General features: G+C 65.6%; 18 protein-coding genes and 1 other annotated feature. Of the genes, 11 read left to right on the forward strand and 7 right to left on the reverse strand.

What is annotated here, in order from left to right; genetic code table 11:
- Window position 1 precedes the first annotated feature (1 nt).
- A complete protein-coding gene (locus tag D2N39_RS10720) occupies window positions 2-802 on the reverse strand; it encodes a S49 family peptidase (protein ID WP_119134988.1) in 801 nt (266 codons plus the stop codon).
- Between the two features lie 130 nt (window positions 803-932).
- Between D2N39_RS10720 and D2N39_RS10725 the strand changes: the two genes are divergently transcribed.
- The 6 genes from D2N39_RS10725 (at window position 933) to D2N39_RS10750 (ending at window position 7,808) form a co-directional block, all read left to right on the forward strand.
- A complete protein-coding gene (locus D2N39_RS10725) occupies window positions 933-1,823 on the forward strand; it encodes a LysR family transcriptional regulator (protein WP_119134777.1) in 891 nt (296 codons plus the stop codon).
- An 89-nt stretch (window positions 1,824-1,912) separates the two neighbouring features.
- Entirely contained in the window at window positions 1,913-2,383 is a 471-nt protein-coding gene (locus D2N39_RS10730) for a formate dehydrogenase subunit gamma (RefSeq protein WP_119134778.1), read from the forward strand.
- Window positions 2,383-3,912: a formate dehydrogenase beta subunit gene (locus D2N39_RS10735; RefSeq protein ID WP_119134779.1), complete on the forward strand. Its 1,530-nt coding sequence runs from the start codon at window positions 2,383-2,385 to the stop codon at window positions 3,910-3,912. Before D2N39_RS10730 ends, D2N39_RS10735 begins: the two co-directional genes overlap by 1 nt.
- Complete coding sequence (gene fdhF, locus D2N39_RS10740; protein WP_119134780.1) at window positions 3,909-6,788, forward strand: formate dehydrogenase subunit alpha; 2,880 nt, start codon at window positions 3,909-3,911, stop codon at window positions 6,786-6,788. The genes D2N39_RS10735 and fdhF overlap by 4 nt, the downstream gene beginning before the upstream one ends.
- Complete coding sequence (fdhD, locus tag D2N39_RS10745; protein ID WP_407645558.1) at window positions 6,785-7,597, forward strand: formate dehydrogenase accessory sulfurtransferase FdhD; 813 nt, start codon at window positions 6,785-6,787, stop codon at window positions 7,595-7,597. The genes fdhF and fdhD overlap by 4 nt, the downstream gene beginning before the upstream one ends.
- A complete protein-coding gene (locus D2N39_RS10750) occupies window positions 7,587-7,808 on the forward strand; it encodes a formate dehydrogenase subunit delta (RefSeq protein WP_054303844.1) in 222 nt (73 codons plus the stop codon). The genes fdhD and D2N39_RS10750 overlap by 11 nt, the downstream gene beginning before the upstream one ends.
- 103 nt (window positions 7,809-7,911) lie before the next feature.
- On the opposite strand, the gene D2N39_RS10755 is transcribed toward D2N39_RS10750, so the two are convergent.
- Window positions 7,912-9,147 (reverse strand): Hsp70 family protein, encoded by a 1,236-nt coding sequence (locus D2N39_RS10755; RefSeq protein ID WP_119134782.1) that lies wholly within the window; start codon window positions 9,145-9,147, stop codon window positions 7,912-7,914.
- A gap of 107 nt (window positions 9,148-9,254) precedes the next feature.
- Between D2N39_RS10755 and pgsA the strand changes: the two genes are divergently transcribed.
- From pgsA to D2N39_RS10770, 3 genes are read left to right on the forward strand one after another with little or no spacing between them, the layout of a single operon-like run.
- Window positions 9,255-9,917 carry a CDP-diacylglycerol--glycerol-3-phosphate 3-phosphatidyltransferase gene (gene pgsA / locus D2N39_RS10760; protein WP_119134783.1) on the forward strand — a complete coding sequence of 221 codons (663 nt, stop codon included), beginning with the start codon at window positions 9,255-9,257 and terminating at the stop codon, window positions 9,915-9,917.
- A gap of 8 nt (window positions 9,918-9,925) precedes the next feature.
- Window positions 9,926-10,171: a molybdopterin converting factor subunit 1 gene (gene moaD / locus D2N39_RS10765; protein ID WP_199725245.1), complete on the forward strand. Its 246-nt coding sequence runs from the start codon at window positions 9,926-9,928 to the stop codon at window positions 10,169-10,171.
- Between the two features lies 1 nt (window position 10,172).
- Entirely contained in the window at window positions 10,173-10,613 is a 441-nt protein-coding gene (locus tag D2N39_RS10770) for a molybdenum cofactor biosynthesis protein MoaE (RefSeq protein ID WP_119134785.1), read from the forward strand.
- 66 nt (window positions 10,614-10,679) lie between these two features.
- On the opposite strand, the gene D2N39_RS10775 is transcribed toward D2N39_RS10770, so the two are convergent.
- Window positions 10,680-11,669 (reverse strand): P1 family peptidase, encoded by a 990-nt coding sequence (locus tag D2N39_RS10775; RefSeq protein ID WP_119134786.1) that lies wholly within the window; start codon window positions 11,667-11,669, stop codon window positions 10,680-10,682.
- Between the two features lie 248 nt (window positions 11,670-11,917).
- Between D2N39_RS10775 and D2N39_RS10780 the strand changes: the two genes are divergently transcribed.
- Window positions 11,918-13,123: an aminopeptidase P family protein gene (locus tag D2N39_RS10780; protein WP_119134787.1), complete on the forward strand. Its 1,206-nt coding sequence runs from the start codon at window positions 11,918-11,920 to the stop codon at window positions 13,121-13,123.
- A 51-nt stretch (window positions 13,124-13,174) separates the two neighbouring features.
- On the opposite strand, the gene D2N39_RS10785 is transcribed toward D2N39_RS10780, so the two are convergent.
- The 4 genes from D2N39_RS10785 to D2N39_RS10800 form a co-directional block, all read right to left on the reverse strand.
- The gene (locus D2N39_RS10785) at window positions 13,175-14,035 is read right to left on the reverse strand and encodes a universal stress protein (RefSeq protein WP_119134788.1); all 861 of its coding nucleotides are present in this window, start codon (window positions 14,033-14,035) and stop codon (window positions 13,175-13,177) included.
- Between the two features lie 14 nt (window positions 14,036-14,049).
- Window positions 14,050-15,540, reverse strand: coding sequence for a SulP family inorganic anion transporter (locus D2N39_RS10790; RefSeq protein ID WP_119134789.1), 1,491 nt, complete (start codon window positions 15,538-15,540; stop codon window positions 14,050-14,052).
- A gap of 66 nt (window positions 15,541-15,606) precedes the next feature.
- Window positions 15,607-15,664, reverse strand: a sequence feature (sul1 is cis-regulatory element that is thought to sense ions involved in sulfur or methionine metabolism; They are found in Alphaproteobacteria).
- Between the two features lie 83 nt (window positions 15,665-15,747).
- Window positions 15,748-16,443, reverse strand: coding sequence for a L,D-transpeptidase (locus tag D2N39_RS10795; protein WP_119134790.1), 696 nt, complete (start codon window positions 16,441-16,443; stop codon window positions 15,748-15,750).
- Window positions 16,444-16,519: 76 nt separating this feature from the next.
- Window positions 16,520-16,810 carry a hypothetical protein gene (locus tag D2N39_RS10800; protein ID WP_147373468.1) on the reverse strand — a complete coding sequence of 97 codons (291 nt, stop codon included), beginning with the start codon at window positions 16,808-16,810 and terminating at the stop codon, window positions 16,520-16,522.
- 198 nt (window positions 16,811-17,008) lie between these two features.
- Between D2N39_RS10800 and D2N39_RS10805 the strand changes: the two genes are divergently transcribed.
- Entirely contained in the window at window positions 17,009-19,165 is a 2,157-nt protein-coding gene (locus D2N39_RS10805; RefSeq protein ID WP_119134792.1) for an esterase-like activity of phytase family protein, read from the forward strand.
- Window positions 19,166-19,227 lie beyond the last annotated feature (62 nt).

The raw sequence follows: 19,227 nt of genomic DNA on the forward strand, positions 1-19,227 counted from the left end.
GTCACAGCCCGAACCGTGCGAAAGCCGCGCGGTCCTCCACTTCGGCCAGTGCGGCGGCGGCGGCGCGGCCGGTCAGCCGCGAAAGCAGCCCGCGTTTCTGGCCCAGCGGCACAAGCCGCACCTTGTCGCCGTAAAGCGCCTTCATCTTCGGCACCAGATGCGCCACGCCATCGGCAAGGCCCAGATCGACGGCCTGCTGCCCGACCCAGACATCGGCGTTGAACAGATCGGCGCCGTCGGCGAGCCGGGGGCCACGCCGGGCCTTCACATGGGCGATGAAGGCCCGATGGATCGGCTCTTGCAGGGCGCGCAGCCGCGCCACATCCTCGGGCTTCGAGGGCTGGAACGGATCGGCCAGCGATTTCGAGGTGCCGGCGGTGACAACGCGCCGCTCGATCCCGTGGCGGGACAGGAAGTCGGGGAAGCCGAAACCCGCGAAGATCACGCCGATGGAACCGAGGATGGAGCTGTCATCCACCCAGATCTCATCCGCAGCGCAGGCCAGCCAGTAACCACCCGATGCCGCCACATCCTCGACGAAGGCGTGGACATGCACACCCTTTTCGGCGGCCAGCCGTCGGATGCGGGCGGCGATCAGGCTTGATTGCACTGCCGAGCCGCCAGGCGAATTGATGGCCAGCGCGACGGCGGCGGGTTTCATGCGAAAGGCACGCTCGATCAGCGGCGCCAGCGCGGCATCGGAGAGGCCGGGCGAGAACCGGCTGCCCGCGCCAATGGCGCCTTGCAGGCGGATTACCGGAACGACCGGCGGTTTCTGGGTGAAGGGCAAGCGCAACATCATGTCCCGCATGTAGGCGGCCCGGTCCGATGCGGCAAGGCTTCCGCAGCGCGGGCAAATTTCTTCTGCAAGAAATTTGCAAATCTTTTGGAAAAGATTTGCGCCCGACCCGTCGGTTCGGCAACAAGTCGGCATGATCGACAAGCTGGAAATGTTCATCGCTCTGGCCAACGAGGGCCATTTTGGTCGCGCGGCCGAGGTCTGCGGTGTGACGCAGCCAACGCTCTCCTCGGCCATCAAGCAGCTTGAGGATCATCTGGGGGTACAGCTTGTCTATCGCGGCTCGCGCTTTCAGGGGTTGACGCCCGAGGGCCAGCGGGTGCTGGACCGCGCGCGGCGGATCGTGGGTGACGCACGGGCGCTGCGCGAGGAAATGCGGTCGGTCCGGTCCGGTCTGGCGGGAAATCTGCGGATCGGGGTCATTCCGACCGCGCTGTCGATGGTCGCCGATCTGACGACCCCTTTTACCAAGCGGCATCCGAATGTGCGCGTCACCATCCTGTCCCGCACCAGCGCCGAGATTCTGACCGGGATCGAGCGGCTCGATCTGGATGCGGGCATCACCTATCTGGACAATGAGCCCTTGGGTCGTGTGACCCAGGTGCCGCTCTATTCCGAATTCTACCGCCTGCTCTGCGCGCCGGGGTCCGAGCTTGCGGGGCGCGACCGGGTGACCTGGGCCGAGCTTGCCGGGCTTCCGCTGTGCCTGCTGACCTCGGACATGCAGAACCGGCGCATCGTCAACCTGCATCTGGCCGAGGCGGGGGTGATGGCGGCGCCGAGCATAGAGTCGAATTCCACCATCACGCTGCTGACCCATGTGATGAGCGGCAACTGGGCCTCTGTCCTGCCCAAGAAACTGGCGGATCTGTTTGCGCAGTCGGGGCAGTTGCGGGCCATCCCCATCGTCGCGCCGGAGGCAGAACATCTGGTGGGTCTGATCGCGGCGCATCGTGATCCGCCCACGCCGCTGATCGCGGCCCTGATCGACAGTGCGCGACGCATGGGTGGCCGGAAGGTTTGATAGATAATTTCTATCGAACAACGGTATTTCACGATTGATCCGTCTATCGTTTTGCCGGATTTTGGCGCCAAGCCAACCGGAGGTCAGCCATGCCCCTTGACGAATCCGCCGTCCTGTCGCGGGTCAACGAGATCCTCGCAGAACATAACGGAATGGAAGGGCCGCTGCTGCCGATCCTTCATGCCATTCAGGAAAGCTTCGGCCATGTGCCGCAGGCCGCTTTGCCGGTGATTGCGCAGCACCTGACGCTGAGCCGGGCCGAAGTGCATGGCGTGATGAGCTTCTACCACGATTTCCGCGAACAGCCCGCCGGGCGCCATGTGCTGAAGCTCTGCCGGGCCGAGGCCTGTCAGTCGATGGGCGCCGACCGGATGGCCGAACATGCACAGCGCCGGTTCGGGATCGAATGGCATGAAACCACAAAAGATGGCGCCGTGACGCTGGAACCTGTATTCTGTCTGGGTCTCTGTGCCTGCGCCCCGGCGGCGATGGTCGATGGCCGCCTGGTGGGTCGTCTGGACGAGGCGCGCCTCGATGCCCTGGCTGAGGAGCTGCGCTGATGAAGATTTACGTTCCCGGAGATGCGGCCGCCAAGGCACTGGGTGCCGATGATGTGGCGCGCGCTGTCGTGACCGAGGCCGCCGCGCGTGGCGTCGAGGTGACGGTTGTTCGCAATGGCTCGCGCGGGATGATCTGGCTGGAGCCGCTGGTCGAGATCGTGACCGATCAGGGCCGCATGGGCTTTGGTCCGATGTTGGTGGCGGATGTGCCGGCGCTGTTCGGTGATGCCGAGGCCCACCCAAAGGCGCTGGGGCTGGTTGAGGAACTGCCGTGGATGAAGCGGCAGACCCGGCTGACCTTCGCCCGCGTCGGCGTGATCGACCCGTTGAGCCTTGCGGAATACGAATTGCACCACGGGCTGAAGGGGCTGCGTCGCGCGATTGCGATGGAGCCTGCGGCCATCGTGCAGGAAGTGACCGACTCGGGCCTGCGCGGCCGGGGCGGCGCCGGGTTCCCGACCGGCATCAAGTGGAAGACCGTGCATGATGCACAGGCGCCGCAGAAATACATCGTCTGCAACGCCGACGAGGGCGACAGCGCCACTTTTGCCGACCGCATGTTGATGGAAGGCGACCCCTTCACACTGGTCGAGGGCATGGCGATTGCCGGTCTCGCCGTGGGCGCGACCAAGGGCTACATCTACACCCGGTCGGAATATCCCGATGCGGTGTCGCAGATGCAGAAAGCCATCGAGATCGCACGGGCGGCGGGTGTGCTGGGGGCCTCGGTCCTTGGCTCGGGCCGGGCCTTTGATATGGAAGTGCGCGTCGGTGCGGGTGCTTATGTCTGCGGCGAGGAAACCAGCCTGCTGAACAGCCTTGAAGGCAAGCGCGGCGTGGTGCGGGCCAAGCCGCCGCTGCCGGCGCTGGAAGGCTTCATGGGCCGTCCGACCGTGGTGAACAACGTGATCTCGCTGGCCTCGGTGCCGGTGATCATGGATCGCGGCGCGGCCTTCTACAAGCATTTCGGCATGGGCCGTTCGCATGGCACCATGGCCCTGCAAATCGCCGGGAACGTCAGGTTCGGCGGTCTGTTCGAAACCGCCTTCGGCCTGTCGCTGGGCGAGATCGTTGATGACATCGGTGGCGGCACCGCCAGCGGCCGCCCGGTCAAGGCGGTGCAGGTCGGCGGTCCGCTGGGCGCATGGTTCCCGCGCGAACTGTTCGATACCCCCTTCACCTACGAGGATTTCGCGGCAAAGGGCGGCCTGATCGGCCACGCCGGTCTGACCATCGCCGACGATACGGTGGACATGCTGAAAATGGCGCGCTTCGCCATGGAGTTCTGCGCCATCGAAAGCTGCGGCAAATGCACCCCCTGCCGCATAGGCGCCGTGCGCGGCGTGGAAACGCTGGACCGGATCGGGGGTGGCGATGCCTCGGGCATCCCGTTGCTGACCGATCTGTGCGAGACGATGAAATCCGGCTCGCTGTGCGCGTTGGGCGGCTTCACGCCCTATCCGGTCATGTCCGCTCTCACCCATTTCCCCGATGATTTCACCGCGACCCACAAGGAGGCCGCCGAATGAAAGACTTCATCATCCCCGATGACCGCGATTTCGGCACGCCTGCCTCGAAATCGAAAACCATGGTGACCCTGTCGATCGACGGGTTCGAGGTGACGGTGCCGGAAGGCACGTCGATCATGCGTGCCGCGGCCGAGATCGGCATTTCCGTGCCGAAGCTCTGCGCCACCGACAGCATCGATGCTTTCGGTTCCTGCCGTCTGTGTCTGGTGGAGATCGAGGGCCGCAACGGCACCCCGGCCTCCTGCACCACGCCGGTGGCGGCGGGCATCAAGGTCCACACCCAGACCGGCAAGCTGAAACAGCTTCGTCGCGGCGTGATGGAGCTTTACATCTCGGACCACCCGCTGGACTGTCTGACCTGCGCCGCCAACGGCGATTGCGAATTGCAGGACATGGCGGGCGCCGTCGGCCTGCGCGATGTGCGTTACGATGCGGTGGACACCCACTTCCGCACCAAGAACACCAGCGGCGAGGCCAATCCGCAATGGCTGCCGAAGGACGACAGCAACCCCTATTTCAGCTACGACCCCAGCAAATGCATCGTCTGCAACCGCTGTGTCCGTGCCTGTGAGGAAGTGCAGGGCACTTTCGCGCTGACGATCTCGGGCCGGGGCTGGGACAGCCGCGTGCATGCCGGTCTGAAGGACGATACCTTCCTGTCGTCGGATTGCGTGTCCTGCGGCGCCTGCGTGCAGGCCTGCCCGACCGCGACGCTGACCGAAAAGTCGGTCATCGACATCGGCACCCCCGACCGCAGCATCATCACGACCTGCGCCTATTGCGGTGTCGGCTGTTCGTTCAAGGCGGAAATGCGCGGTGATGAACTGGTGCGCATGGTGCCCTACAAGCACGGCAAGGCCAACCGTGGCCATAGCTGCGTCAAGGGCCGCTTCGCCTATGGCTATGCCACCCATCAGGACCGCATCCTGAACCCGATGATCCGCGACACGATCAACGATCCTTGGCGTGAAGTGTCCTGGGCCGAGGCGATGGAATTCGCCGCGACCCGCATGAAGGCCATTCAGGAAAAATACGGCCGCCAGTCGGTCGGTGTGATCACCTCCAGCCGCTGCACCAACGAGGAAACCTACCTCGTGCAGAAGCTGACCCGCGCGGTGTTCCGCAACAATAACACCGACACCTGCGCCCGCGTCTGTCATTCGCCCACCGGCTATGGCCTTGGCCAGACCTACGGCACCTCGGCGGGCACGCAGGATTTCGACTCGGTCGAGGAATGCGATGTGGCGCTGGTCATCGGCGCCAATCCGGCCTCGGCCCACCCGGTCTTTGCCAGCCGCCTGAAAAAGCGGCTGCGGCAGGGGGCGAAGCTGATCCTCGTCGATCCGCGCCGCACCGAAATGGCGGAAGGCGCACATTACCGTGCGGCGCATCACCTTGCGCTGAAGCCCGGCACCAACGTCGCAATCGTCACCGCGCTGGCGCATGTGATCGTGACCGAGAAGCTTTACAACGAAGAGTTCATCCGCACCCGCTGCGACTGGGATGAGTTCCAGGATTACATGGAATTCGTCGCGGACCCGAAACATTCGCCCGAGGCGGTCGAGATGCTGACCGGCGTTCCGGCGGCCGAGGTGCGCGGCGCCGCGCGGCTGTATGCCACCGGTGGCAATGCGGCGATCTACTATGGTCTGGGCGTGACCGAGCACAGCCAGGGTTCGACCACCGTCATCGGCATCGCCAACCTCGCCATGCTGACCGGCAATATCGGCCGGCGCGGCGTGGGCGTGAACCCGCTGCGCGGCCAGAACAACGTGCAGGGGTCCTGCGACATGGGGTCGTTCCCGCATGAACTGCCGGGCTACCGCCATGTGAAACTGCCCGAGGTGCGCGCGATCTTCGAAAAGGCCTGGGGTGTGGAAATCGACCCGGAGCCGGGCCTGCGCATCCCGAACATGCTGGATGCGGCGGTGGATGGCAGCTTCAAGGGCCTTTACTGTCAGGGCGAGGACATCCTGCAATCCGACCCCGACACCAAGCATGTGGCGGCGGGCCTTGCGGCGATGGAATGCGTGATCGTCCATGACCTGTTCCTGAACGAAACCGCGAATTACGCGCATGTGTTCTTCCCCGGTTCGTCCTTCCTCGAAAAGGATGGCACCTTCACCAATGCCGAGCGTCGCATCAATATGGTGCGCAAGGTGATGGCGCCGAAGCAGGGCTATGCCGACTGGGAAGTGACCCAGATGTTCGCCAATGCCATGGGCGCGGGCTGGACCTACACGCATCCGTCGCAGATCATGGAAGAAATCGCCATGACCACGCCCAGCTTCGCGGGTGTGACCTATGACAAGATCGAGGAAATGGGCTCGGTCCAGTGGCCGTGCAATGAAAAGGCGCCGGAAGGCACGCCGCTGATGCATGTTGACGGCTTCGTGCGCGGCAAGGGCAAGTTCATCCGCACCGAATATGTGGCGACGGATGAAAAGACCGGCCCGCGCTTCCCGCTGCTGCTGACCACCGGCCGTATCCTCAGCCAGTATAACGTGGGCGCCCAGACCCGGCGCACCCACAATACCGTCTGGCACGATCAGGATATCCTGGAGATCCACCCGCATGACGCAGAAACCCGTGGCATCCGCGATGGTGACTGGGTGCGGCTGGCCAGTCGCTCGGGCGAGACGACGCTGAAGGCCGAGATCACCGATCGCGTGTCGCCCGGCGTGGTCTATACCACCTTCCACCACCCGGAAACGCAGGCCAACGTTGTCACCACCGATTTCTCGGACTGGGCGACCAACTGCCCGGAATACAAGGTGACGGCGGTGCAGATCATGCCCTCCAACGGCCCGTCCGAGTGGCAGGAGGAGTATCAGGCGCAGGCCACGCTCGCGCGCCGGATCGCGGCGGCCGAGTGATGCACAGCCACCGCCCCCTTCCGCGCCTTGCCTTCCGGGCAGGCGCGGCGCGCGACGGCAGCCGCGAGCTGCCGTCGGAGGTGGCGGTTGCGCTGAGCTATAACGGATCGACCCATGCCGTAATGATGGCCACGCCAGCTGATCTGGAAGATTTCGCCCGTGGTTTCACGCTGACCGAAGGGATCGCCAGCCTCGACGAGATCGAAAGCATCGAGCCGGTGGAAACCCCCCGCGGTATCGATCTGCAAATCTGGTTGATGCAGGCAGCCGCGGATCGGCAGGCAAAGCGGCGCCGGACCATGGCCGGGCCGGTGGGCTGCGGGTTGTGCGGCATCGACAGCCTTGAAGAGGCGGTTCGCGTGCCTCGCCCGGTGCCTGCCAGCGATTTCGCCATGACGCCGGAACAGGTGATGGAAGCGATTGCCGCGCTTGAGGCGCATCAGCCGCTGCATGACATCACCCGCGCCGCCCATGGCGCGGCCTTCTGGGCGGAAGGCGGCATTGTCCTCGCGCGCGAGGACGTCGGCCGCCACAATGCGCTGGACAAGCTGATCGGCGCGCTGGCCGGTCGGCGGCCGGCGGGGCAGGGCGCGCTGATCCTGACCTGCCGCACCTCGGTCGATATGGTGCAGAAAGCCTGTGCCGCGGGCTTTCCGCTGTTGATCGCCGTTTCGGCCCCGACTGCCGCTGCCGTGGCCATGGCCGAGGCGGCGGGCCTGACCCTCGTCGCGCTGGCCCGGCCCGACGGTTTTGAATGTTTCACCCATCCGCAACGCATCACGCTGCAAGAGGCCGCCCATGTCGCATGACAAACTGATCACCATGGCCAACCAGATCGCCCGTTTCATGGAAAGCAAGCCCCATGCCGAGGGCGTGACGGGCCTTGCCAATCATATCAATGATTTCTGGGAACCCCGGATGCGGCGGCAGTTGTTCGAACTGCTGGACAATGGTGGCGACGGGTTCCGCCCTCTGGTGCTGGAAGCCGCTACCCAGATCCGCCGCCCCGCCGCCGCCTGAGCTTTTCAAGTGGAGCGCCTGTGGCGCAGGTCTTTTGTTCCGTCCGCGCATGGCGCGGACGGCGTGCCTCCGGCGGGGATATTTTTGCCAAGATAAAGGCGGATCAGGCGTAGCGGTGGCGGGCTTCCAGTGCGAGGCCAAGGCCGACAGCGCCAAAGTCGTCGCCGCTGTGCAGTTGCGCTTGCGGCAGCATATCCTGCACAAGACGACGCAGGAGTGGCAGGCGGCTGGAGCCGCCGGTCACGAAGACCGTGCCGACCTCCGCCGGGGTGACACCGCCTTGCGCCAGAACGCGGGTGATCAGGTCACGCAAACGGGTGAGGGCGGGGGCGAGCGTCTGTTCGAAAGCCTCGCGCCGCACCACCGGATTGGGCGCGCCGCAGAGCGGGCGCAGCAGCAGTCGTTCCGCCTCGGCATCGCTGAGAGCGATCTTGACCCGTTCGACCTCCATCGCAAGTGCATGGCCCTGCCGGGCGTCGATCAGGCGGATCAGCCGGTCGATGAGTTCGGGGTTGTCGATCTCGTGCCGCAGGGCCTTGAGGTCGGTCATGGTGCTGCGGGAATAAAGCTGGTTGATCCGGTGCCAGGTGGCGAGGTCAAGGAAGTAATGCCGGGGCATGGTGCCGGCGCCGCCCTTGGTGGCGGCCCCGAAGCCCAGATGCGGCAGGGCTTCGGCGAGGCTCAGCATGCGGTCAAAATCAGTGCCGCCAAGGCGGATACCGTCATTGCCGAGGATGTCGTCGGCGCGCTCGGCGCGGCGGGCGCGGTCGGGGCCAACACGAACCAGCGACACGTCGGAGGTGCCGCCGCCGATGTCGAAGATCAGCACCAGTTCTTCGGCCGTGCAGCGGCTTTCGTGATCGCGGGCGGCGGCGATGGGTTCGAACTGGAACGAGACCTCGCGGAACCCCAGATCGCGCGCGATCTCGCCCAACGTCGCCTCGGCCTGTGCGTCGAGGCCCGCGTCGTCATCGACGAAATGCACCGGGCGGCCCATGACCACGGCCTCGGGGCCGTCAGGCAGGCGGGCGGTGAGATGAGCGAGGAAGCGCCCCAGAACCTCGCGGAAGGCAACGGTGCGGTTGCCGACGCGGGTGCGTTCGTGGATCAGCCCGGAGCCGAGCGTGGATTTCAGCGCTCGCATCAGGCGGCCTTCCTCATGGTCCAGATAGGCAGCGATGGCAGCCTGGCCGAATTGTGGCGGGCCGTCCTCGGCCCAGAACACGGCAGAGGGCAGGGTGGGGCTGTCGCCCTCCAGCGGCAGGAGGCGCGCGCCTGTGGCGTCTGCAAGCCCGAGAGTGGAATTCGACGTGCCGAAATCGATCCCGCAATGTTGCATGTCTTGCCCCTGTCCGTCTGGAAAGCGGCTTGCCTATCGCGCGCGCGCAAGGGTGTAAAGGCCGCACCCCCTTCCATGCGCGCGAGGCTTCGGCTACGACTTGCGGCATGACTTGGAACATCCCGAACGTCCTCACCCTTCTGCGTCTGCTGGCCGCGCCTGGTGTTGCGGTGATGTTCCTGTATTTCCAGCGCCCCTGGGCCGACTGGTTCGCGCTGACGCTGTTCATCGGGGCGGCGATCACCGACTGGTTCGACGGCTATCTGGCGCGGCTTTGGAAGCAGGAGTCGAAATTCGGCGCCATGCTGGACCCGATAGCCGACAAGGCGATGGTGGTCATCGCCATCATGGTGATCACCGGTTATTCCGGCATGAACCCCTGGCTGATCCTGCCCGCGACGGCGATCCTGTTCCGCGAGGTCTTTGTCTCTGGCCTGCGGGAATATCTGGGACACAAGGCCGGGCTGCTGCGGGTGACAAAGCTGGCGAAGTGGAAGACCACGGCGCAAATGGTGGCGATTGCGGTGCTGTTTCTTGGCACCGGGCTGGAATATCTGGAAGGGATCGCGCTGCGCGGCATGACGCCCGAGCAATATGCGCTGGCAGTGGAGGCGGGCACGGCTGATCCGATCCGCACCTGCGGCGGGCGCGATTGCGCGGCCTATGCCACCAATGTGGGGCTGGTGCTGATCTGGGTGGCGGCGATGCTGACCCTTGTGACCGGCTGGGATTACTTCCGCAAATCCCTGCCCTATCTGCGGGACAAGTGATGCAACGGATCGACGTGCTGTATTTCGCCTGGGTGCGTGAACGGATCGGCCTGCCGCGCGAGCGGGTTGAGACCGATGCTGCAACGGTGGCGGGGCTGGTGGCCGAGCTTGCGGCGCGGGAAGAACGCTATGCGCTGGCTTTTGCCGATCTGGCGAGCCTGCGGGTGGCGCTGGATCAGGAGCTTGCCGATTTCGATGCGCCGCTGGAAGGGGTGCGCGAGGTGGCCTTCTTCCCGCCGATGACGGGGGGCTGAGATGCGGATTTCGGTGCAGGAGGCCGCCTTCGATGCCGGAGCGGAAGCCAATGCCTTTACCGCGGGTCTGACGGGGGCGGGGGCTGTGGTCACCTTCACAGGCATCGTGCGCGACAATGGCGGCAGGTTGGCTGCCATGGAGATCGAGCATTATCCTGGCATGACCGAGCGCGCCATCGGCGCCATGGTGGACGAGGCCACGCAACGTTGGGCCTTGGCCGATGCGCTGGTGATCCATCGCCATGGGCGGCTGGAGGCCAATGCACCGATCATGATGGTGGCGACTGCGTCGGCCCATCGGGCGGATGCCTTTGCGGCGGCGGAGTTCCTGATGGATTACCTCAAATCCCGCGCGCCGTTCTGGAAGAAGGAAATCGGGGCCGACGGTGCCGAATGGGTGGCGGCGAAGGACGAGGATGAGGCGGCGCTGGGTCGCTGGTAGTCTTCTTGCAACGGGGGCGCCTCATCGGGGCATCGAGCCCCCTCTGAGGCGGCTGCCGCGGAAGGCTCAGCCGTAAAGCGCCCGCCAGCAAGGTTGCAGATCGCCCGGTTCGGGCCGGGCCGCATGGATGCCGCGCGCGATGGCGCGGGCGAGACAGCAGGCGGCGGCATGACCGATCTGATAGAGGTCACGCAGGGGTTCGGCCATGTCGCGGGTGCCGGTGGCGGCGGCAAAGACCAGATCGCCGTCCAGCAGCGTATGCGAGGGCACCAGCGCGCGGGCCATGCCGTCATGCGCGGCAACGGCCATGCGTTGCGCCTCGGCCTGGGTCAGCCGTGCGTCGGTGGCGACGATGGCGATGGTGGTGGCCTCGCCCTGCCGTTTCATCGGTAGCGGATCATCGGGCGCCGGAAAGCTGGAGGGCAGGCCAAGGCCGCCGAATTCGGCGTCTATTTCCCACGGGGAGGCCCAGAACTGCGGGCCGTCGCCGATCGTGGCCGACCCCAGCGCATTGACGGCGACCAGCGCCCCTACGGTGATGCCGGAGTCGAGCACCGCGCTTGCGGTGCCAAGCCCACCCTTCAGTCGGCCGGTCGCTGCGCCATAGCCTGCGCCGATGGTGCCAAGCGCGACCTCCGGCCCCGCCGCGGCCAGAGCCGCTTGGCCAAGCGCGCCATATGGGTTCTGCGCCCAAGCCTTGTCGCCGCCGTTCAGCAGGTCGAACAGGATGGCGCCGGGCACGATGGGAACCCGCTGATCGCCGACGGCAAAGCCGCGGCCTATTGCGCGCAGGCCCTCGGCCACGCCCGAGGCCGCATCCAGACCGAAGGCCGAACCGCCCGAAAGCGTGATCGCATCTACCTGCTGCACCAGCCGGTCGGGGGCGAGAAGGTCGGTCTCGCGCGTGCCGGGCGCACCGCCCATCACACTGACGGCCGCGGTGAAGGGCGCGGTGCCCAGCAGCACGGTGGCCCCTGAACGCAGGCGTGCATCCTGTGCGTGGCCGACGTGCAGCCCTGCCACATCGGTGATCGCATTGCGTGGCCCCTGTCGCATCGCCTTCTCCTTGCCTCTCGGCGCAGATTTGCCCGCTTTGTCGCGGCGGACAAGTCGAAAGCCGGGCCATGCAGGCGCTCTTGCGGGGCGAGCCGGTTTCGGGCATGATGTTCGCCGAGCCGTGGCGATGGCGTCGCCGCAGGGGCCGATGGCCCCGCCGCTTGCAGGGCAACCTGCCTCAGTCCTGTACGCCGGGACCTTTCGGGGTCTCGCCGCACATATGCCGGACCCCATGAATGAGGTCTGACATGACGGAACGTCCGCAAATGTATCGCTTCCACCAAGGGGACCGCGTGCTTCCCTTTGCCGCGTCGGAATATGACGCGCGGCTGGCGGGGCTGCGCCGGATCATGCAAGCCGAGGGGGTGGACGCCTGTGTCTTCACCTCTATGCACAATATCGCCTATTACTCGGGTTTCCTGTATTGTTCGTTCGGGCGCCCCTATGGGCTGGTGGTCACCGCTGCCGAAAGTGTGACGATCAGCGCGGGCATTGATGCAGGCCAACCCTGGCGGCGCTGCCATGGCGACAACATCACCTATACCGACTGGCAGCGCGACAATTACTGGCGCGCGATCCTGTCGGTTTCTGGGCCGGGCCGTGTGATCGGCTATGAGGGCGATCACCTGACGCTGATGCAATCCGAAAAGCTCCGGTCCTTCCTGTCGCCGTCGAAGCTGGTGGACATCGCCCCCGCCACCATGCGCCAGCGCCTGATGAAATCGGCGGCGGAGCTGGAGATCATCCGCAATGGCGCCGCCGTGGCGGATGTGGGTGGCTTTGCCATCCGCGACGCAGTGAAGGAAGGCGCGCGCGAGATCGACGTGGCCATGGCGGGCCGCGACGCGATGGAGCTGGAAATCGCCCGCCGCTTCCCCGAGGCCGAGTATCGTGACACATGGGTCTGGTTCCAGTCAGGTATCAATACCGACGGCGCGCATAACCCGGTGACGGCGCGGCAGTTGCGGCGGGGGGACATCCTGAGCCTGAACACCTTCCCCATGATCTCGGGCTATTACACCGCGCTGGAACGCACGATGTTCGTGGGCGAGGTGGATGCCGCCAGCCTGAAGATCTGGGAGGCGAATGTGGCCGCCCATGAATATGGCATGAGCCTGCTGAAGCCCGGCGCTTCCTGCGCCGAGGTGACGGCGAAGATCAACGCCTTCTTCGAGGAACGCCAGCTTCTGCAATACCGGACCTTCGGCTATGGCCACAGCTTCGGCGTGCTGTCGCATTACTATGGCCGCGAGGCGGGGCTGGAACTGCGCGAGGATATCGACACGGTTCTGGAACCGGGCATGGTCATCAGCATGGAGCCGATGCTGACGATCCCCGAGGGCCAACCCGGTGCCGGTGGCTACCGCGAGCATGACATCCTGATCATTACCGAGGATGGCAACGAGGATATCACCAAATACCCCTATGGACCGGGGTTCAACGTCGTCGGCTGAGGCAAACGCCCACAGCAGGGGGGCAGCGCGGTGGCGCTGCCCTTTTGCCATTCAGCGCAGCAGCAGGACGGGCACCTTGCAGGCGCGGATCAGCGCGGTGGTGGTAGATCCGATGATCAGCGCACGGATGCGCGAATGGCCATAGGCACCCATGATCAGCATATCGAAGCCATCGGTCTCGATCATCCCGGCAAGGGCGGTTTCGGGATGCGCGCTATCGGGCAGCAGCGCGGTTTCCGTGGCGATGCCGACACCGGCAAGACGGAGCTGTGCCTCTGCCAGCCAGCCGCGTGTCTCGGCGGTATCGGTGCCGACCGTGACCAGACGCACCGAGACATCCCGGAACAGCGGGCTTTGCGCCACATGCTCCACTGCCTTGCGTGCCGACGTGCCACCGTCATGGGCCAGAAGGGCGCGGCGGATCGGGCGGAAGGCGCGCGAGGCTACCAGCACAGGCCGGTGGCTGGCGCGCAGGACGCGTTCAAGGTTCGAGCCCAGATGGCCACTGGCAAAATCGGCAGCGGCGCCGCGCTTGCCGATCGTAATGGCGGCTGCGCCGCGCTCCGCCTCGGCCACCGCCTCCAGCAGGTCACCGTGGCGCAGGCGGGTGGCCGTCTCGGCTACGCCCGCCGCTGCAATCCGCTGACGCGAATCTTCCAGCAGCACGCGACCCTGTTCCGTCATCAGCCGCGCGCGCTGGGCATCCAGTGCGGCGAGTTCCTCCAGCAAGGCGGTGCGGGCCCCCAGTGCGATGGCACCGGACAGATCCTGTTGCCCCTCGGCCTCGCGGCGGCCCAGCACATGCAGAAGCTCCACCCCTGCGCCGGAGCCTTTGGCCATCCATGCAGCATGGTCGCAGACCGAGGCCGCATAGCCCGAGCCATCCACCAGCGCGATGATCCGTTCCGTCATGGGTTTCTCCTCCCTCAATGCGCCATCAGCTTGTCCATGCCGCCCGGCTTGTCATGCAGGGCCAGCCGGTCAACGATGGTTTCGGATGCGGCATTCATACCGGTGATTTCGACCTCGGCGCCCTCGCGGCGGAACTTCAGCACCGCCATATCCAGCGCCTGAACCGACGAGATGTCCCAGATATGGGCGGCTGACACGTCGATCACCACGCGGTCCAGTGCTTCGCGGAAGTCGAAGGCTGCCATGAAATCCTCGACCGAACCATAGAACAACTGCCCCTCGACGCGGTAGGTGCGGCTGCGGCCATCGGGGCTCGCCTCAGACGTGATGCGGAAAAGCTGCGCGATCTTGGCGGCGAAGAAGATACCCGAAAGCAGCACGCCGACCAGCACGCCGATGGCGAGGTTATGGCTCCAGACCACCACGGCCACGGTGGCCAGCATCACCACCGAAGACGACCGGGGATGCGTGCGCAGCGCCTTGATGGACGACCACGAGAAGGTGCCGACCGAAACCATGATCATGATGGCGACCAGCGCAGCCATGGGAATCTGGCTGACCCATGGCCCCAGCACCACGCAGAAGATCAGCAGCATCACCCCGGCGAAACCACAGCTCAGCCGCCCGCGGCCGCCGGATTTCACGTTGATCATGCTTTGCCCGATCATGGCGCAGCCCGCCATGCCGCCGATGAAGCCGGTGCAGGCATTGGCAAGACCCTGCCCGATGCACTCCTGATTGCGATCCGAGCGGGTGTCGGTCAGTTCGTCCACAAGGTTCTGCGTCATCAGGCTTTCCAGCAGGCCCACCACGGCCACGGCCAAGGCATAGGGAAAGATGATGCGCAGGGTTTCAAGGTTCAGCGGCACGTCGGGCAGCAGGAACACCGGCAGCGTATCGGGCAGCGCGCCCATGTCGCCCACGGTCCGCACCTCCAGCCCCAGGCCAAGGGTCACAGCCGTCAGCACCACAATCGCCACCAGAGGCGACGGCACGGCGCGGGTGAGGCGCGGGAACAGATAGATGATGGCAAGGGCAGCGGCCAGCAGCACAAAGGTCAAAGGCGGCACGCGGCGCGGGTCCAGTTCGGGCAATTGCGCCAGAAAGATCAGGATGGCCAGCGCGTTCACGAAACCCGTCATCACGGATTTCGACACATAGCGCATGACGAAGCCCAGACGCATCAGCCCCATGCCGATTTGCAGAAGGCCCGCCAGAACCGTGGCCGCCAGCAGGTATTGCAGCCCGTGGTCCTTCACCAGTGTCACCATCAACACGGCGGTTGCGGCGGTTGCGGCGGAAATCATGCCGGGCCGCCCGCCCGCGATGGCGGTGATGACGGCAATCGAGAAGCTGGCGTAAAGCCCGACCTTCGGGTCCACGCCTGCGATGATGGAAAAGGCGATGGCCTCGGGGATCAGCGCCAGCGCGACGACAAGGCCCGACAGAAGGTCGCGCCGAATATTGCCGAGCCACTGGTCGCGGTAGGTATCGAAAGAAAACATGGCAAATCCGTTCCCGGCTGTGCGGCTGCATCGGGCCGCACATCTGTTCGCATCCGGGTTTGTTCAGGTTGTCCGGCGGATCGGCGGCCGGAAGAGCCACTCGGGGCTTGCACCCAAGTCCATGGTGATGATGGGGGTCTGATACGCAGCCCCGGCCCTTATGGCAAGCCGGAGCGGCGCCCTGAAAGCGCCGCCCCGGCGATTTCCTCAGTAGATGCCCAAAAGTTCGGCGGGCATTTCGGCATGCAGGACACGGACCGTGGCGCCATGGGGCGCACGGTCGTAAAGGTCGATGACATCCTGATCCAGCAGACGGATGCAGCCGGAAGACACCGCCTTGCCAAGGTATTTCGGCTCGCAGGCGCCATGGATGCGGTAAAGTGTGTCCACCCCGTTCTGGAACAGGTAGAGCGCGCGGGCCCCCAGAGGATTGTCCGGTCCGGGCGGCATGCCGCCATTGGCCACGGAATAGGGCTCCAGCTCCGGTCTGCGGGCGATCATCGCGGCGGGGGGTTTCCAGACCGGCCATTTGCGGCCGAACTGCAAGCGGGCATTTCCCGACCATGCGAATGCCGCGGCGCCGGTGCCCGCGCCATAGCGCAGGGCGCTTTCCGGGGATTCGACCAGATAGAGGAAGCCCGCCGAGGGGTTGATGACGATGGTGCCCGGCTTGTCACCGGGGAAGGGATTGGCGACGGTCTGGCGCCAGAGTTCGGGCGGGACGATGCCCTCCGGCACGGCGGGCACCGGAAAGGGCTCGTCGGTGATTGCGCCATAGCGGGCGGGCAACGGCGGCCAGTCGGGCTTTTCCGGCTCGGGTGGCGGTGGGGCGACGGCGGGTTTGACGCAGGCGGACAAGGTGGCCGCCGCGCCGGCGGCGGTAAACAGACGTCGTGTAAGCATGGCGAGATGATCCTTGGCAGGCTGAAACGGGCCCTTGCAGGCTGAAACGAAGGCGCCTCTGGCGCGGTCAGGCGTTTCAGCAGGATCTGGGCGGCCGTACCGGCGGGCGGGGCAGGGGATTGTTGTGCCAGCCCGCGCGCGCGGCCGCTGTGGCGCTTTGCCGTTTTACGGCTGCAAGCCCGGTTTCGGGCGGGGGCGGCGCCAGATCGGTGCCGCAGGGCGATCCCGGCAGGGTGGCCGTGCGGCAGGTGTGGCGGGGCCGCTCGAGTCCCGGCTGCATCGGGGCGGCGGCTGCGGCAGGGCCGTGGCCATGCAGATGCGCCCAGGATCCGCCCACACCGGCATAGGCCCCCCAGGGCAGGACCATGAGAACCATCAACATCAGGAAAAGGGCACGCAACGCGGACATGGCAGACAGCTAGCAATGTGGCCCGCGTCTGTCGATGCACCCCTGAACACATCGGCGCGAGCGGCGGGCGGCGATTTCGTCAAACCGTCATGTCGTCGTCACGGTCGCGTTACGCGCTGGCCGCATGGCTCGGCCATCATTGATCGAGGATTGCCCATGCGTTTTCTGACCTTCACCTCGGCGCTTGCTCTGGTCGCCGCGACCCCGGCCCTGTCCGAGCCCGTGTTCAACCGTATCGCCAGCTTTGCCACCCCGCAGAACATGGCGGAAGGCGAGGATCACGCCCGTCCGACCAGCGCGGAAATCATCACCGCGACCGAAGACGGCATGATGCTGGTCTATTCTGACAGCCCGCTGGGGGTGATCGGTCTGGTGGATATCGCCGACCCGAAGGCCCCGAAGCCCATGGGCAATATCGACATGGGTGGCGAGCCGACCACGGCGCAGGTGATCGGCGGCATGGCCTTCGTCGGCGTGAATACCTCGGAAAGCTATGTCGCGCCCTCGGGCAAGCTGGTTTCTGTCGATCTGGCCTCGAAATCGGTGGTGGCCGAATGCGATCTGGGCGGCCAGCCGGATTCGGTGGCGCGCGCCAAGGATGGCAGCTTCATCGCCGTGGCGATCGAGAACGAGCGTGACGAGGAACTGAATGACGGTGACCTGCCGCAGATGCCCGCGGGTTATGTGGTCAAGCTGCCGGTGAAGGATGGCGCGGTGGATTGCGCCAATACGCAGAAGATCGACATGACCGGCCTTGCCGAGGTCGCGCCGGAAGACCCGGAGCCGGAATTCATCGACGTGAATGCCGCCGGTGACATCGTGGTGACCCTGCAAGAGAACAACCACATCGTCGTCATCGGTGCCGATGGCAAGGTGGCCAGCCACTTCAGCGCCGGAACGGTCGATCTGGCGGGCATCGACACCAAGAAGGACGGCAAGCTGGATTTCACCGGCAAGAAAGACGGCGTTCTGCGGGAACCCGACGGGGTGAAATGGCTGGATAACGACCACCTGATCACCGCCAACGAAGGTGACTGGAAGGGCGGTTCGCGCGGCTGGACGATCTGGAACCGCGATGGCTCGGTCGTTTACGAGGACGGCGCGCGGTTTGAACAGGCGATTGCTGCCATCGGCCATTACCCCGAGCACCGCAACAAGAAGGGTGTCGAGACGGAATCGGTGGAGATCGCCAGCTTCGACGGCACGCCCATGGCCTTCGTCGTGTCGGAACGCGCTTCCGTCGTCGGCGTCTATGACCTGACCGACCCGGCCGCGCCGGTGCTAAAGCAGCTTCTCCCCTCGGGGATCAGCCCGGAAGGCGCTGTTGCGATCCCCTCGCGCAACCTGTTCGTCACCGCGAATGAGGTCGATCTGGTCGAGGACGGCGGCGTGCGCGCCCATGTCATGATCTACGAACGCGCCGAGGGCATGCCTGCCTATCCGACGCTGACGGCCGAGGGCACCGGCATTGGCTGGGGTGCGCTGTCGGCGCTGGCCGCCGATCCGGCGACGCCGGGCAAGCTTTATGCGGTGTCCGACAGCGTCTATCGCGCAGCGCCCACCATCTACACCATCGACGCGACGCAAACCCCGGCCCGCATCACCGGCGCCGTGGTGGTGACGCGCGACGGCGATCCGGCGCAGAAGCTGGATCTGGAAGGTATTGCCACCGATGGCGAGGGCGGCTTCTGGCTGGCCTCGGAAGGGCGCGCCGACAAGCTGGTGCCGCATGCGATCTACCACGTCGACGCCGAAGGCGCGATCGACAAGGAAATCGCGCTGCCGGACGAGTTGCTGGCGCAACAGACCCGTTTCGGCGCCGAAGGCATCGCCGTGCAGGGTGACCGGCTGTGGCTGGCCATGCAGCGCGAATGGGGGGACGATCCGAAGGGCATGGTCAAGCTGCTGGCCTATGACATGAAGGAAAAGACCTGGGGCGCCGTGCACTATCCGCTGGAGACCCCGGCCAAAGGCCGCTGGATGGGTCTTTCGGAAATCCAGATCGACGGCGACTGGGCCTATTTCATCGAACGTGACAACGGCACGGGCGATGCCGCACAGGTGAAGCACCTGACCCGTGTGCCGCTGGCGCAACTGCAACCCGCCCCGCTGGACGGTGAACTGCCGGTTGTCACCAAGGAAGTGGTGCGCGACCTCAAGCCCGATCTGGCCCGCTGGAATGGCTACACCGCCGAAAAGGTCGAGGGCTTCGCCATCGACGCGGCCGGCAATGGCTGGCTGGTGACCGACAATGACGGCGTGGACGACAGCTCGGGCGAAACCTTCCTGTGGTCTGTCGGCGCAATGCGCTGATCGCGCAACAATCCGGATGACTTTGCCCCCGGCTCGACGGCCGGGGGTATTCTTTTACGGCC

It is taken from the genome of Gemmobacter lutimaris, from assembly GCF_003570715.1.
GTDB classification, from domain to species: Bacteria; Pseudomonadota; Alphaproteobacteria; order Rhodobacterales; family Rhodobacteraceae; genus Gemmobacter; species Gemmobacter lutimaris.